At 66.0% G+C, this 14,821-nt stretch carries 11 protein-coding genes and 1 tRNA gene; all 12 read right to left on the bottom strand.

Annotated elements, in window-relative coordinates:
• Positions 1–382 (bottom strand): glycoside hydrolase family 108 protein (locus VIG90_RS04455; protein WP_331592248.1); only part of this gene is annotated, 382 nt, incomplete at its 3' end.
• 84 nt (positions 383–466) lie between these two features.
• Positions 467–1,231, bottom strand: a complete 765-nt coding sequence (locus VIG90_RS04450; protein ID WP_331592246.1) for an ABC transporter permease — start codon at positions 1,229–1,231, stop codon at positions 467–469.
• The gene (locus VIG90_RS04445; RefSeq protein WP_331592249.1) at positions 1,224–1,997 is read right to left on the bottom strand and encodes an ABC transporter ATP-binding protein; all 774 of its coding nucleotides are present in this window, start codon (positions 1,995–1,997) and stop codon (positions 1,224–1,226) included. Before VIG90_RS04445 ends, VIG90_RS04450 begins: the two co-directional genes overlap by 8 nt.
• Positions 1,997–3,013, bottom strand: coding sequence for an ABC transporter substrate-binding protein (locus tag VIG90_RS04440; RefSeq protein WP_331592245.1), 1,017 nt, complete (start codon positions 3,011–3,013; stop codon positions 1,997–1,999). Before VIG90_RS04440 ends, VIG90_RS04445 begins: the two co-directional genes overlap by 1 nt.
• 104 nt (positions 3,014–3,117) lie before the next feature.
• Complete coding sequence (locus VIG90_RS04435; protein WP_331592244.1) at positions 3,118–3,600, bottom strand: PaaI family thioesterase; 483 nt, start codon at positions 3,598–3,600, stop codon at positions 3,118–3,120.
• Positions 3,601–3,741: 141 nt separating this feature from the next.
• Positions 3,742–3,818: transfer RNA gene (locus tag VIG90_RS04430), tRNA-Pro, on the bottom strand.
• 107 nt (positions 3,819–3,925) lie between these two features.
• On the bottom strand, positions 3,926–6,751 hold the full coding sequence (gene prsT / locus VIG90_RS04425; RefSeq protein WP_331592243.1) for an XrtA/PEP-CTERM system TPR-repeat protein PrsT: 2,826 nt from the start codon (positions 6,749–6,751) through the stop codon (positions 3,926–3,928).
• 48 nt (positions 6,752–6,799) lie between these two features.
• The gene (gene prsR, locus VIG90_RS04420; RefSeq protein WP_331592242.1) at positions 6,800–8,155 is read right to left on the bottom strand and encodes a PEP-CTERM-box response regulator transcription factor; all 1,356 of its coding nucleotides are present in this window, start codon (positions 8,153–8,155) and stop codon (positions 6,800–6,802) included.
• 20 nt (positions 8,156–8,175) lie between these two features.
• Positions 8,176–10,260, bottom strand: a complete 2,085-nt coding sequence (prsK, locus tag VIG90_RS04415; protein WP_331592241.1) for an XrtA/PEP-CTERM system histidine kinase PrsK — start codon at positions 10,258–10,260, stop codon at positions 8,176–8,178.
• A gap of 257 nt (positions 10,261–10,517) precedes the next feature.
• Complete coding sequence (locus tag VIG90_RS04410) at positions 10,518–11,906, bottom strand: TIGR03013 family XrtA/PEP-CTERM system glycosyltransferase (RefSeq protein WP_331592240.1); 1,389 nt, start codon at positions 11,904–11,906, stop codon at positions 10,518–10,520.
• Between the two features lie 80 nt (positions 11,907–11,986).
• On the bottom strand, positions 11,987–14,035 hold the full coding sequence (locus VIG90_RS04405) for a ThiF family adenylyltransferase (protein ID WP_331592239.1): 2,049 nt from the start codon (positions 14,033–14,035) through the stop codon (positions 11,987–11,989).
• On the bottom strand, positions 14,022–14,747 hold the full coding sequence (locus VIG90_RS04400) for a PEP-CTERM/exosortase system-associated acyltransferase (protein WP_331592238.1): 726 nt from the start codon (positions 14,745–14,747) through the stop codon (positions 14,022–14,024). Before VIG90_RS04400 ends, VIG90_RS04405 begins: the two co-directional genes overlap by 14 nt.
• Positions 14,748–14,821 lie beyond the last annotated feature (74 nt).

The following is a 14,821-nucleotide window of genomic DNA, read 5'->3' as shown; positions in this document are numbered from 1 at the left end:
GGCCGACTGTGCCGTCCACCGTCAGGTCGGCGAAGTCCCGCCCCTGCCGGTTCAGCGCGTTCAGCGCCCGCTGGAGGAAGCGCCCGGCCACCAGCGGCCCCATGTTGACGCCGGTGTCGAACAGCTCCTCCGCCACGGCCGCACTGAGGCAGGCCACCAGATCGCAGCCCGGCGCAGTCCAGTAGCGCTGGCGGTAGATCTCGATGGCCTGGGCACGGGTCAGCGCCTGCATCGGGCCAACGTAGCCGTGCTCGCGCGCCACCGCCTCGGTGATGCCGAACGCGGTCGCCCCGCCCCGGTCATCCGGGTGGTTCACGTAGCCGCCTTCCCGCCGCAGCAGGGCCATGATCAGTTTTTCGAAAAGCGCCAGCACAACCGTCATCGTTCGTCCTCCCCTCATCATGGGAAAGACCCTACGATAAGACCATACCCATCGTCAATAGGTATTTTCCTATAAACGGAGGGCTTATGGTCGTAGAAGGCCGCGCCGCCGCAACACCAGCCGCTCCAGCCAGCCCAGCAGCGCGTATTGCGCCAGCCCCATGGCGGAGAGCAGCACGAGGCAGGCGAACATGGTGTCGATCTCCAGCCGCAGCCCGGCCTCGATCAGCCGCCACGCCAGCCCCTGGCTGGTGCCGGAACCCGCCGCGAACTCGGCCACCACCGCGCCGATCAGCGCCAGCCCCGCCGCCACCTTCAGGCTGGAGAGCAGCGCGGGCAGGGCAGCGGGCAGCTCCAGCCGCCACAGCGTCGCCCAAGACCCCGCGCCATAGAGGCGGAACAGGTCCCGCAGCGCCGGGTCGATGGCGTGCAGGGCCGAAAGCAGGCCGGAGAGCACCGGGAAGAACGCCACGATCCACGCGATGATCACCAGCGCCCGCTCCGGCTCTTCCACCCCGGTCCAGATCAGGATGACCGGCGCAATCGCCACGATCGGGGTCACCTGCAGCACCACGGCAATCGGCAGGAACGCCGCCTCCGCCAGCCGGGAGCGATGGATAAGGAATGCCAGCCCGACACCGGACACCAGCGCCAGCCCCAGCGCGATCCACGTCACCCTTAGCGTGTAGAGAAAGGCCCCCATGAGCGACTCGCCCTTGGCCGCCAGTGCCGCAAGAATGGCGCTGGGCGCGGGCAGCACGAACGGGTCCACGTCCAGCGCGTGCACCAGCCCTTCCCACAGCAGGATCAGCAGCACTGTCACCAGTGCCGGGGCCAGCCGCTCAAGCATCGGCCGACTCCCCTGCGTCATCTGCGTCTTCCTCGCCCATCGTCAGGGCCAGCGCTTCGGCCAGCCGGGCGCAGGTGGCGAAGTGGGCCTCGCTGGTGCGGCTGCGCTCGCGCGGCTCGGGCAGGTCGATCACGGTCGAGACCCGGCCCGGCGAGCGCTCCAGCACCACCGCGCGGGTCGCATGAAACGCCGCCTCGGGAATGGAGTGGGTCACGAACACAACCGTCAGCGCCTGCTCCCGCCACAGCCGCTGCACCAGCGCGCCCAGCCGGTCGCGGGTAATCTCGTCCAGCGCGGCGAAAGGCTCGTCCAGCAGCAGCAGCCTCGGCCGCCCCACCAGCGCGCGGGCAATGGAAACCCGCATCTGCATGCCGCCGGAAAGCTCGGCCGGGCGCGCGTCCGCCCGGTCCGCCAGCCCCACCGCCGCCAGCGCGCGGGCAACGGCCTCCGGGTCGCGCCGGCCCTTCAGCGTCAGGGGCAGGGAAACATTCTCGGCAACCGTTGCCCACGGCAGCAGGGTCGGGCTCTGAAACACATAGCCCAGCGGCGGCGGGCTCCCGTCCCGCCACACGATGCGCCCCTCCGTCGGCTGGTCCAGCCCGGCGATCAGCCTCAGCAGCGTGGTCTTGCCCGAGCCCGAAGCCCCCAGCAGGGTCACGAACGCGCCTTCCGGCACGTTCAGGTCAACCGCCTCCACGGCGGCGCGGCTCGTGCCGAAGCGGCGGCCAACCTTCTCCAGCCGCAGCAGAAGCTGGCCCGCTTCCATCACTTCAGGAATTCAAGCGTGTAGGCTTTTGCCGGCTCCACCTTGGCCGGAATCAGCCCCAGCCCCGCCATGTCCTTGTGGAAGGCGGTCCAGCGCGCCGCCGTCATCGCGCCGATGCCATGGGTCTTCGCCTCGCCCGAAATCACCACGCCGTGCTGCTTCATCTTGCTGTGCGCAAAGGCCAGCAGCTCCGGCGTCATCTCCGGGTTGTCCTTCAGGATCAGCTTGTTGCCGGGCGTCGGGTCGCCGTTCATGTAGCTCTGCCAGCCCTCCCGGGTGGCGGCAACGAAGGCCCGCACCACCGCCGGCTCCTTTGCAATCACCTCGCTGCGGAAGGCGACCATGGCCGAGTAGCCGGTCCATCCCGCATCGGCCAGCAGGAACACCTGCGGCTTCACCCCCGCCTTGGAGGCCGTGAACGGCTCGGAAGACAGATACCCCTCCTGCGCTGACTGCTTGTTGCGCAGCCACGGCAGCAGGGAATAGGCGTACTTGCGTTGCTGCTGGTCGGTAAAGCCGAACTTGCTCTTCAGCCACGGCCAGTAGGAGCCCAGCGCCGCGTCCGCCACGAAGATCGGCCGCCCCTTCAGGTCGGCGATGGACTTCACCCCTGTGCCCGGATGCACCATCAGCACCTGCGGGTCTTTCTGGAAGGAGGCCATCACCACCTTCACGTCGGCCCCCTTGGCGGTCAGCGTCAGCGCCTGGAAGCTGTTGGAGAGCATGCCGGTCTCGATCGCGCCCGCCGCCAGCAGCCGGGTGTTGTCCGTCTGCGGCCCGCCCGCGCGCAGGGTCACCTTCAGGCCGTGCTTCTCATACAGCCCCAGCGCCACGGCCTGATAGAAGCCGCCGTGCTCGGCCTGCGCCTTCCAGTCGGTGTAGAAGGTGATGGGCCGCAGCCTGGCCGCCCCGGCTTTTCCGCCGGGCTGGGCCTTTGCCGTGCTGGCATGCGACTCGGCCACCGGCAGCGTGAGCGCGGCAGCAGCGATGAAGAGAGAGAAAATCAGCGGTTTCATGGCGCGCCATCAAACCAGAACAGCCCCGCCGCGCCAACCCCCGGCGGGCATTCTGTCATCAAATGATCCTGTGCGGCAGGAGCCCGCACCCCGAAGGAAGGCCGTCAGTCCGTGATGCCGTCCCGTCCATCCACCGCCATCAGCGTTGCCGTCAGGAAGGCGATCAGCTTTCGGGTCTCGCCCTGCTGCGCATAAACCTCCGTGCGGGCCAGCGTCAGCGTCCGCCCGGCCTTCACCACCTGTCCCCGGGCGATGATGCGCTCGCCTACGGCCGGCGCCACCAGATTGATCTTGAACTCCGTCGTCAGCACGCCCCGGCCCGGCGGCATCAGGGTGAGCGCCGCATATCCGGCGGCCGTGTCCGCAATGGCGCTGACAGCGCCGGCGTGAACGAAACCGTGCTGCTGGGAAACGGCGGCATGGGGGCTGAGCGCAATTTCCACGAACCCCGGCGCAATGGAGCCAAGGGTCGCCTGCAACGTGCTCATGAGCCCCTGTTTGGCGAAGCTCGCCCGGATCCGCTCCTGATATGCCGTGCCGGGAAGGCCCTGTGCCGTCTTGTCGTCGGTCATGTCGTGGTCTGTCATGCCGCCATCATGGCAGCGCCCCCGGCAGCCTGCAACCAGCGCGGCAGCCGCGTCAGGCCGGAACAGCCGCTGGCAACAGCGGTCCATGGCCCGAGAGAGGCTTTGGGAAATGATCTTGGGAAATCTGGCGGGGGAAGAAACTGGTCGGAGCGGCGGGATTCGAACCCACGACCCCCACACCCCCAGTGTGATGCGCTACCAGGCTGCGCTACGCTCCGACCGTGGAGAGCCTTGTAAGGGTGGAGGGGGGCCTTCGCAAGCCCCCCTCGACGCTGAATTTTCACATTTTTCCGTCCCGCCTCGCCTGAACGGGCGGTTTTGTGCCTCAGCGGCCTCCGGCCTTGATCTGCTGGAGGGTCTGCTGGGCCATGGCAAGGCTGTCGAACGACTTGTGTTTGCTCAGAATATTCTCGAGTTCCTTCTGAGCTTCGGCCGGCTTGCCGCTGGCGTTCAGCGCCACGGCCAGGTGGTAGCGCATATCCGGGTTATCCGGGCGCGCCTTGACCGCCTGCTGGATGAGCGAGAGCCCGCGCTTCACGTCGACTCGCTGCTGCACCAGCAGGAAGCCCAGCGTGTCCTGCACTTCCGGGGCCTTGGGAGCCAGCTTGTAGGCCCGCTCCGCCGTCGGAATCGCCCGCTTGTCCTTCAGCTGGCCGTAGATCCACGCCATGTTGTTCAGCACGCCCGGAGAGTTGCGGGCCTGCTCGTCCAGCGCGTTGTACTGGGCCATCGCCTGCGGCAGGCGCTTGGCGCGAATGTTGATATCCGCCAGCGCGATTCGGGCCGCCGCGTTCTTCGGCTCCTTCTTCAGCAACTCGTTCAGCACCGCAACGGCCTGATCCTGCTTCTTGGCGTAGGTGTAGGCCTGCGCCAGGCTCAGCGCCAGCGTCCGGTCCACTCCGTTCCGCTTGCGCACCGCCTCGTAGGACGCAATCGCCTGCTCCCACTGGCGGTTGCCCATGTAGAGATCGCCCAGCGCCCGGTCCGCCACGGCAGACTTGGGATAGCGGGCCTTCAGCGCCTGCGCGTGGGCAATGGCTTCCTTGAACTTGCCGTCGCGCGCTTCCAGACCCATCAGGTCCAGATAGACCTGCGTGACGTTCTGGTCCTTCAGGTTCAGCGCCATGGTATAGGCCCGCCGGGCCGCATCGGTCCGCTTGTTGGCGTTCAGCGCCCGGGCATGCAGGATGCGGGCGTTCACGTCGTTAGGCACCGCCTTGGTCAGCCGCTCGAAGGTCGCGGCCGCCGCGCCAGGGTCGTTCACCGCCAGCTGCGTGCGGCCAACGGCTTCAATCGCGGCCGGATTGTTCGGGAAGTCACGGTTCAGTGCGTTGGCCTCGCTCAGCGCCTGCTGGTTCTTCTTGCCGTCCAGATAGGCCTGGATCAGCCGCATGCGAGGCGCGATGGTGTCGCGGTTGGTCGCCACGGCCTTTTTCAGCCAGTCGATCTGCTCGTCCGGCTTCTTCTCCATGCGCGCCACGTCGGCCAGCGCCATCAGCGTCTTCGGGTTCTGGCCGTCGCCCTCAAGTGCGCGCATCAGCTCCCGCCGCGCGTCTGCGGTGCGGCCGTCCGCCGCCAGCAGCTGCGCCAGGTTGCGCCGGGCCTCGTGATAGTTGGGGTTCTTCTGGATCGCGGCGCGGAAGTTGGATTCCGCCTCCTTGACCTTGCTCTGCCCCAGGAAGGCCGCGCCCCGCAGGTTGTAGCCGATGGCAAGGTCCGGGTGGGCCTTCACCAGCTTGTCGGAGGTAAGCAGCGCTTCCTTGAAGTTGCCGGCGCGCATCTTCACCAGCGAGGTCATCATCAGCGCCTGAAGCGAGGTCGGGTCTTCCTTCAGCACCTCTTCCAGATCGCGGATGGCGCTCATGTTCTCGCCCTGCGCCACCCGGGTCATCGCCAGCTGGGTCTTCAGGGCAGACTGGTTCGGGTCGGCCGCAACCGCCTTCTCCAGATAGGCCTCGGCCTCATCATAGTTGCCCTTGCGAGCGTAGGCGGAGGCCATCAGTGCCAGCAGCCGCCCGTCGTTGGGGTTCTTCGTCAGCAGCGGCTTGGCGGCGTTGATCGCGCCGTCCGCATCGCCCGTGCGCATCAGCGTCATCGCATAAAGACGCCGCGCCAGATCGTGGTTCGGGGCCCTCTGGGTCAGATCGCGCAGGCTGGACGCCGCCTGTTGCAGGTTGTTGCGCTCATAGGCGATCACGCTCTGCAGCAGCATGGCCGGCGGGAAGTTGTTGAGCGCGCCCTTGGTGCGCGTCATCAGGGCTTCCGCTTCCTCGAACTTGCGGTCGCGCACCTTCATCACCGCCTGCAGATACAGGGACAGCGGCATGTCCGGCGCCATCTTGTCCACGCGCTGCAGGTCCGCCAGCGCTTCCTGATGGCGCTTCAGGTCGGTCAGGGTCGCCGCGCGCTCCAGGCGTGCCTCAATGTTCTGCGGATCGATCTGCAGCGCCTGATTGAACAGCGGCAGAGACTTCTCCAGCCCCTGCGAGCCGCGCACCAGATCGCCCTTCATCACCAGTGCGCGCACGTTGCGCGGGTTGAGGGCCAGCGCCTTGTCAACCGCCGCCTCGGCATTGGCGCGGTCGCGCTGGCTGCCGTAGAAGCGGGCCAGATCCAGCTGAACCTGCACGCTGCGCGGGGCCAGCCGCTGCGCCTCGAGGAACTCGGCCTTGGCCAGTTCCGGCTTGCGCAGGCCCATCTGCGCCATGCCGCGCACGCGGGCGGCCTCGGCGGCATGGGCGGGAGGCACCAGATCCGCCTTGGCTTCTTCCAGCGCATCGGCATAGCGCTGTTGCAGCACCATGGCCTCGGCCATCAGGTGACGGGTGTCTTCCTTCTTGGCGCCGGCCCGGCGGGCAGCTTCCACCTCGGTCTGCGCGGGCATGCCCTGCGCCGTGCGCAGGTGCACCTGCGCCTGCAGCAGGCGGGCCGGAACGCTGTTCGGGTTGGCCCGCAACGCATTGCGCAACTCGATGGTCGCCGCGCGGTAATCCCCGCGGTTGTAATGGTTTCTCGCCCGTTCGACCGGGCTCGACGAGGACGTTGCGGGCCGGTCCGCCCATGCGCCCTGCGGCACGAGGGCGACTGTTCCCAGCGCCGCTGTAGCGGCGACCAACGCTGCACCACTGATGGTCATCATCCGCTTGGTCATTTCATGTCTCCCTCAGGAAGCGGAACACAGCGTATGTTGTTGTTTTTACTAAACCTTGATGCTGTACTGACGCAGCAGGTCGTAGAACGTCGGGCGGCTGATCCCCAGCAGCTTGGCGGCGTTGGTGATGTTGCCGTCCGAACGGGCCAGAGCCTGACGGATGGCCCGGCGGTCGGCTTCTTCCCTCACCTGCTTGAGGTTGAGGATTTCCGTCTCCATCGCCTTGCCGTCCAGGTCGAGGTCGGCCGCGGAAATGCGGTTTTCCTCGGCCATGATGACGGCGCGCTTGAGCCGGTTCTCCAGTTCACGCACGTTGCCCGGCCAGTGCCAGTCGTTCAGGGCCTGGAGGGCATCGGGGGTGAATCCCTTGTGGTTGCGGCCCATCTGCCGGTTGAACCGTTGCAGGAAGGCATGGGCCAGCAGCGTGGCGTCCCCGTGCCGCTCGGCGAGCGAGGGGATGTTCACCACGATTTCGGCGAGGCGGTAATAGAGGTCGTCGCGGAACCGCTCCTCGGCGATCATCTGATCAAGGTTGCGGTGGGTCGCGCATACGATGCGCACATCCACCTCGATCGGCTTGCGCCCGCCGATGCGCTCGATCACCCGCTCCTGCAGGAAGCGCAGCAGCTTCACCTGCAGGGGCAGCGGAATGTCGCCCACTTCGTCAAGGAACAGCGTGCCCTTCTGGGCCAGCTCGATCTTGCCCTCGGTGGTCTTCACCGCGCCGGTGAACGCGCCCTTCTCATAGCCGAACAGCTCGGCTTCCAGCAGGTTCTCGGGGATGGCGGCGCAATTGATGGCGATGAACGGCCCCTTGGCCCGGCGGCTGGACTGGTGCAGGCCGCGCGCCAGCACCTCCTTGCCCGTGCCCGAGGCGCCCAGCAGCATGACCGAGACGTCCGTCGAGGACACCCGCTCGATCATCTGGCACACCTTCAGCATGTTCGGCGCGGCCGTGATGAGGCCGCCCAGCACGCTGGTCTGCGCGTTTTCCTGAAGCTTGCGGTTCTCTTCCTCCAGCGTCTGCACATGGAAGGCGCGCTTGACGATGAGGCCCAGCTCGTCGATGTCCACCGGCTTCTGGTAGAAGTCCCACGCGCCCATGGCGATGGCGCGCAGCGCGCTCTCCCGCGCGCCGTGGCCGGAGGCGACGATGACCTTGGTCTTGGGGGCAAGGCGCAGGATCGCCTCGAGGGTGGCGAAGCCTTCGGTGGTGCCGTCCGGGTCGGGCGGCAATCCCAGATCGAGCGTGACGACCTTGGGCTCATCCGCGCGCAACAGATCGATTGCCGACTGACGGTCCCCCGCCGTCAGCACGTCATACCCTTCGTAAGACCATTTCAACTGGCGCTGCAGTCCCGGATCGTCCTCGACAACCAGCAGCTTCGGCTTCTCTTCACTCATGCCCGCGTCCGTATCCCCCTTCACGCCAGCGGGAGGCTGACGGTAAAAATGGTCCCCTCGCCAACGCGGCTGCTTACATCCAGCCGACCGTTATAGCTTTTCACGATTTCCCGGGCCTCATAGGCCCCGATTCCGAATCCGCCCTGCTTGGTGGAGCGGAAGGGCTTGAAGAGATCGTTCCGGATGAACTCCTCCGACATGCCGCAACCGTTGTCCATCACCTGAATCCGGGCCTGCCCGTTCAGGCACTCCGCCCTGATGTCGATCGGGCAACCGTCCGCCGAGGCGTCGATGGCATTCTGGATCAGGTGAGTGAAAACCTGCTCCAGCCGTCCGGAGTCCCCACGTACTACCAATCCCGAACCAGTGCAATTCAGTCTAATCCCACTGTGTATGCGCGCCTTCTGGGCCACTACGTCTTCCAGCAGGCCGGAGAGGTCCACGGCCACGGCATCGGCCTCGACCTTGCCCGTGTTGTGCTGGCCCAGCCTGGCGAGCAGGTCGTTCATCTTGCCTACGGAATCATTGATGGTCAGCACCATGTCCTTCTGAAAGTCCGGATTGCCCGCAAACCGTTCGGCATTGCGCGCGACAAGCGAGAGCTGGCTGACCAGATTCTTGATGTCGTGCATGATGAAAGCGAAACGACGATTGAACTCCTCGAACTGCTGGGCTTCCAGCAGCGCGGCTTGGCTTGTCTGTTCAGCAATATAGCTCGCCGTTTGCCGTCCGACAGTGCGCAGCAGGTCAAAATCTTCCCAGTTGAGCGTGCGCGGGCTGCGGGACCGCTCGATCACGAGGAAACCGGTCAGTCGATCGAGGTGCAGCAGCGGCACGCCCAGCCAGGCGCGATCGTCCACCGCCGCCCAGTCCGGCAGGGTCAGGTCGCCATAGTCGCCCGTCCCGCTGCGCAGCTCGTCGAAGTTCACGATGCGCTGACGCTGGCCGAGGTAATGGATCAGCGGCCCGTCCGGCGGCACCTGCCCGTCTCCGGCGGTCGGGAAGTTCCAGCGGGAAGCGAGCTGGAACACGCCGCCCTCGCCCGGCAGCCACAGCGCGCCGCCCGGAGAGTCCACGATATCGCACACCGCCTGGATGGCGCGGGCCTCCAGCGTGCTGCGCCCGGCGCCCGCGCCCGAAAGCGTGGCGATGAAACGCAGCCACTCGTTCCGGTAATCGTACTTGTAGGCGAAGAAGTGCTTGTTGATCTTCACCCTAGCCCAGGCCCGGAATCGGCCGGAGAATAGCACCACCGCCGCCAGCACCAGCGTTCCGAACAGGAAGCTCACCTGCAGCAGACGCCCCCAGTCCCCGCCCACCAGCTTGAGGCCATAGGCGGCAATGGACATGGCGATGAGGTAGCAGCCCACCGCCACCAGCGAGAGGGAGTGGAACACCACGTCCCGCGAGATCTGCACCTCCAGCTTCCACAGCCGGTTGCGGCGGATCGAAAGCGCGATCAGCGGCACCACCAGCGCGTCAACGAGGCCGCGGGCGTTGTACAGGTCCCAGCTCACCCCGCCCGCCAGCGCCGCCAGCGTGTAGAGGTGAATGTCGTAGATGAAGAACCCCGCAAGGCCGATGCAGATGAACCGCACGCCCCAGCGCTGCTCGGGCGCGGCGTTGCTGTAAACGTTATGCACCAGCACCAGCGCGCCGATGGCACAGACGAGGCGGCTGATGATGAACAGGTAGCCCAGCTGAACGTTTGAGGCCGGCCCGGTTAACGGCACGGAGAACCAGGTGGTCAGGTCCATCAGCAGCTGGGCGGCGAACAGGAAGCCAAGGCAGATCGCCAGCACGAAGGACAGGTTCACCCGGTCCGACAGGCGCCACGATCGCACCAGCAGCGAGACGAGAAAGGCGATCCACGCCGCCGTGCGCAGCGTCTCCATCGGCGAGACGAGGTCGATATACCGGCCGCCGAAGCGCACCGCGAACACGAACGTGCCCGCCCACACCGCCGTGGTCAGCGCGGCCGTTGCCAGCCACACGCTCGAGACGGTCTGTTCCCGCTGGAACGCCAGCGCTCCGGCAAGCACCAGAAAGGCCAGACAGGCCAGGCCGTGAGCGACCAGACCAACCTCTGAAATGAGCGGTGTCATGCCCCCGTCATGCTCCCCTTGCGAAGCGCTCCACCCTGTAGCGCCTCGAGGCGGCCGCTGGCCCGCCTGCCGCGGACGGCCGTCCTCGCCCCCGTCTTATTGCACGCCCCAGTTTGCACGTCCCTCTCCGCAGGGCTTGGCAACCCCGCCGAAACGTGCCGGACACCCAAAACAACGGACATCCCACACCACAGCGCGCAGCACACGGCGCAGCTATGCGTGAAACCGAAACTCCCCCGGCCCGGCGGCGCGGCGGCTCAGCGCACGCCGTCCTGCCACAGCACCACCCGCACAGTCTGGATCAGAATGAGCAGGTCCAGGAACAAAGTATAGTTCTTGATATAGTAGAGGTCGAATTCCAGCTTGTGCCGGGCATCCTCTTCCGACGCTCCGTACGGGTAGTTGAGCTGGGCCCAGCCGGTGATGCCGGGCTTCACGATGTGACGCTCGTTGTAGAAGGGGATCTTCTGCGCCAGATCGTCCACGAAGAACGGCCGCTCCGGGCGGGGGCCCACGAAGCTCATGTCGCCGCGCAGCACGTTGAAGATCTGCGGAATTTCGTCGATGCGCGAGGAGCGGATGAAGCGGCCGACCATCGTCACGCGCGGATCGCCCTTTTGCGCCCACTGCGGCTTGCCGTCCTTTTCGGCATCCACCCGCATGGAGCGGAACTTCAGCACCTCGAAGTGCTCGCCGAACTGGCCCACCCGCACCTGCCTGTAGAAGATCGGCCCCGGGCTGGTCAGTCTGATGGTCAGGGCCGTCACCAGCAGGATCGGCGCGGTCAGGAACAGCAGCAGCGAGCTGGCCGCAACGTCGAACAGGCGCTTGGCGATGAGCGCGGTGCGGCGGCTGCTGCGGAATCCGTCGGAGAAGATCAGCCAGCTCGGATTGAGCGTGCCCAGATCCACCCGGCCCGTCTGCTGCTCGATGAAGGCGGACAGGTCATGCACGCCAAAGCCGCTCATGCGCACGTGCAGAAGGTCGGAGACCGGCAGGGATCCGCGCCGCTCCTGCAGGGCCACCACCACGTCCTCGATGTTGTGCAGCTCCATGTAGGCCGCCAGCGGCCCAAGGCTTTCACGCGAGACCGCGTCCGCAATGTCGCCTTCCGCCGGTGCCATCCGCACGAACTTGAACACCTCGAAGCCCGCACCCGGCGCGCTGGCCATTTCCTCCAGCCGCCGTGCCCGCTCGCCAGCGCCCAGCACCAGCACGCGCCGCCGGAACCGGTTCCAGCCGACCAGCCGGCTGAACACCCAGCGCAGCGCCAGAATGAACAGGAAGCTCAGCAATGCGGCGACCACGAAGACCGAGCGCCATGTGGTCACGTCCGGGAAGACGAAGAAGATGGCCGAAAGCGCCACGAAGTCGATGCCCAGCGCCACCAGCAGCCGCACGGCGCTGATCCGCACCGAACGGTAGCACTGGGTCTGGTACAGGCCCACCGCCAGCATCACCAGATAGGTGATGACGGCATAGGTCAGCACTTCGGGCAGGAACGTCAGGATGGAGCCGAACGGCAGGCCCGCCTGCCACAGGCGGCCTTCCCAGGCCAGCGTGGCTGCCGCGAACAGAGCCACGAACTCGATGACCCCCAGCACAAGGAGGGGCAACGGAACATAATGCCGGAAGACGCGAATCATGCGGTGGTAGGCCCCCTGTTTAATCCCGCCGCTTAAAACTAGGCTATTGTCTAGTAAAAAGAAGTACGGAGTCCAACCACTTAGTCATTAATCAGGTCCATGAGCTGCTTTCTGATCGATCTTGGCGCGTCGGCCTTGGCTCTGGAAACGCCAAGGCGCGCTTGGAAGACGATCTCAGACGGGTCAAAACCGGTGACCCGTGCATAATCCTGGGCGACTGCCGCCGCTTGGTCCCGCAGCGAAGGCTCCAGCCCTCTCTGCGGATCTTCCCCCCGGCTCTGGGACGAACAGAACACCGCCGCCAGCGACGGCTGGAACGACAGCCCCCGCCGGTTGGCCTCGATCCAGAAGCGCATGACCTGCTCGCCGACCCGCAAGCGGTCCAGCGGCGTCAGCGGCCCCGTCTCTCCCACCGGACGACGGATGACGGCAAAGCCGCCGCTGCAAACGGAGGGAATCACATCCATTTCCACCCCGGCATACAGCCCCGCCCCCAATGCGGATGACAGTTTCATCCGCTTCCAGTCAGCCAGCACCACCTTCATGACCCGCTGGCCCAGCGGGTCCATGCCCAGCGCCCCCGCCGGCATGCCGGTCCGGCTGAAACGATTGTCCCAGTCGATCACTTCCTGATGCACCCGGTGGCACCGCTCCGAACGCAGGCGGATGCCGGTTGCCTTGGCATTCACCCACGACAGACGCCAACGCTCGCCAAACGACTCGATCCAGTCCAGCCTGAGGCCCGGTCCCAGCGCCTTCGCCAGCGCTTCCTTGTCCGCCATGGTCAGCGGGCGCATCCGGTAAGCCCTGCGGTCGACCGTCCGTGCCTTCAGGTAATAGCCCAGCACATCGACCGGCACACCAGCGTCAGGGTCGAACATCACGTTCAGCACCGGCGCGGCCGGCGTGCCCTCAAGCGTCCAGTTCATGCCCCAGCCGTGGAGCGAGCCCGCCAGCCGCAACGCCTGCAGCATCATGCCCGATGAGAACCACAGCGGCTCCGAATCACGATAGGAGTAAGGGTTGTTCCGCTCCAGATCGACATGAACCCGCACCTGGGTCTCGCTGACTCGCTCGAAGCGCCAGGGCTGGCTGTTGTCCGGGCTCGGGGCCCAGCGCGCCGCCTCCAGAATCCTCGTCAGAACCGGGGTGCCCGGCTCCAGCTCGATCTCGCGCGGTCGTGCGCCCTTGGAAAAGGAACCGGCGATCCACGCCACCATGGCGGTCTTCAGCCGCTGGATCGGGCCGTCGTTGCCCCAGCGCAGCTTGCGGATGAGGAACCGGTTCAGATAGGGGTCGAAGTGGTGGTAGTAGGGCGCGGCCTTCACCGGGCCGCGGCCGATCATCAGCTTGACCGCCTCGCCCGCCGCCACGCCTGCGCACAGCTGGCAGGCGATTGCGGTGGAGGGCCCCTTCTTGTTCGCCATGTCCACCCGCGAGCCATCCTTCAGATAGCGCAGGTGCAACAGGGAAGGCGTCAGCCCCATCAGGAAGTTGATGGCCTGCTGATGGGGGGTCTTGCCCTCGAAGCGGAAGTACTCCTCCATGCTCATGCCGTCAGGCGTGAAGACGATGTACCCCGTCCCCATGCCCAGCGGTCCGGCGGTGATGCAGGGGATGCCCTTCTTGCGGGCCATGGCGAACAGCTTGCGCCGGATGTCGAGAACGAAGAAGTCGAGGCCGTCGATGTAGACATCCACGCCTTCCAGAAATTCCTCGAGATTGTCCTCGTTGACGCCCTGGGCGAACACCTTCACGTCCAGCTCGGGGTTGATCTCGTTCGCCATCCTGACGACGGAATCGACCTTGGGCTGGCCAAGGGTATGCTGGAACGCCGCCACCTGACGGTTGAAGTTGCCCAGCTCGAACCGGTCCATGTCCGAGACGTTGAACCGCCCGACGCCAAGCCGGGCCAGCGTGAGCATATGCACGCCGCCAACGCCGCCCATGCCGGCAATGGCTACCCGCTTCTCGCGCAGGCGCTGCTGCTCAAGCTCGGAGAGCCATCCAATGTTGCGCGAGAACGCGAGATCATAGTCAAACCAAGCGGTCGGAAGCGTTGATACCGCCGTGGTTACCGGCCCATCCTCGCCCTGTTCGCCCCCAAGACCACCCTCACGCTGCTGCATAGCGTCCATCTATTTGCAGTTTGCCACCTGCGGTGATGACGGCGTGCACTTCCGGGAAATCCCGTTTCACGCCATCAACCAGCTGCTTGACCGGCGCGAACACCGGCTGGCGCGGCCCGTGGAATTCCACCAGCGGCCCCACCGCCTCGAAGCGCAGGCCCAGCATCCGCAGCATTCGCATCAGGGCCGGGTCGATGATGGCGCACAGGTGCGTAAGATTGGTCTCAAGCGCAATCTCGAGGATCGAGGTCATGAGCCCCAGCGTCATGTGCGGCAGGATACGGCGGGGATCGCCTCCGCCCTGACGCGGGTCGTGAATGGTGGCGTACAGACCGTCGTTCTGGCGCTTGCGAAAGCCCGAGTGAATGGAGAAACGGGAGATTTCGCCGGTCCGGCCGCGCGGCAGAATCTTTTCCGGCAGCAGGTCCAGCCCCGGTGCCGCCATGCGCGCCGGCAGGGCGCAGCCCTCCGCATCCGCCATCGGGCGCACCACGCGGACCGTGCCGGCAGGCAGATTCTGCGGCCGGTAAAACAGCACGCTCTGCACCGAGTGAGCGTCGTATTCGTCCCGCTCCAGCCCGTCCGGGTGCTCTTCCTTCGGAAGGAAGCCGGTTTCTTCGCAATAAACCTCGTAGCGCAGACGATGAGCAGCAGCGATATCCTCAGGCGTGCGAGCAATGCGATAGTAGAAGAACGTGTTGTAGGTTTCCATGAGGCCAGAAGAAGCCGAAGTAAGGGCCGGACTCCTCTGTTCTTGCTGGTTCTCAGTTCCAGACTGCGGGGCAG

Source organism: Pedomonas sp. (assembly GCF_036515995.1).
GTDB lineage: Bacteria > Pseudomonadota > Alphaproteobacteria > Sphingomonadales > Sphingomonadaceae > Pedomonas.
The sequence above is the reverse complement of the archived record's forward strand: the minus strand, read 5'-3'. Positions and strand labels throughout refer to the sequence as shown.

What these genes read in the sequence shown, in the direction of transcription:
- VIG90_RS04440 (WP_331592245.1), bottom strand. Translation starts at nt 3,013, where the DNA reads ATGAAACCGCTGATTTTCTCTCTCTTCATCGCTGCTGCCGCGCTCACG.
- VIG90_RS04445 (WP_331592249.1), bottom strand. Translation starts at nt 1,997, where the DNA reads ATGGAAGCGGGCCAGCTTCTGCTGCGGCTGGAGAAGGTTGGCCGCCGC.
- VIG90_RS04410 (WP_331592240.1), bottom strand. Translation starts at nt 11,906, where the DNA reads ATGATTCGCGTCTTCCGGCATTATGTTCCGTTGCCCCTCCTTGTGCTG.
- VIG90_RS04435 (WP_331592244.1), bottom strand. Translation starts at nt 3,600, where the DNA reads ATGACAGACCACGACATGACCGACGACAAGACGGCACAGGGCCTTCCC.
- prsR (WP_331592242.1), bottom strand. Translation starts at nt 8,155, where the DNA reads ATGAGTGAAGAGAAGCCGAAGCTGCTGGTTGTCGAGGACGATCCGGGA.
- VIG90_RS04400 (WP_331592238.1), bottom strand. Translation starts at nt 14,747, where the DNA reads ATGGAAACCTACAACACGTTCTTCTACTATCGCATTGCTCGCACGCCT.
- prsT (WP_331592243.1), bottom strand. Translation starts at nt 6,751, where the DNA reads ATGACCAAGCGGATGATGACCATCAGTGGTGCAGCGTTGGTCGCCGCT.
- prsK (WP_331592241.1), bottom strand. Translation starts at nt 10,260, where the DNA reads ATGACACCGCTCATTTCAGAGGTTGGTCTGGTCGCTCACGGCCTGGCC.
- VIG90_RS04405 (WP_331592239.1), bottom strand. Translation starts at nt 14,035, where the DNA reads ATGCAGCAGCGTGAGGGTGGTCTTGGGGGCGAACAGGGCGAGGATGGG.
- VIG90_RS04450 (WP_331592246.1), bottom strand. Translation starts at nt 1,231, where the DNA reads ATGCTTGAGCGGCTGGCCCCGGCACTGGTGACAGTGCTGCTGATCCTG.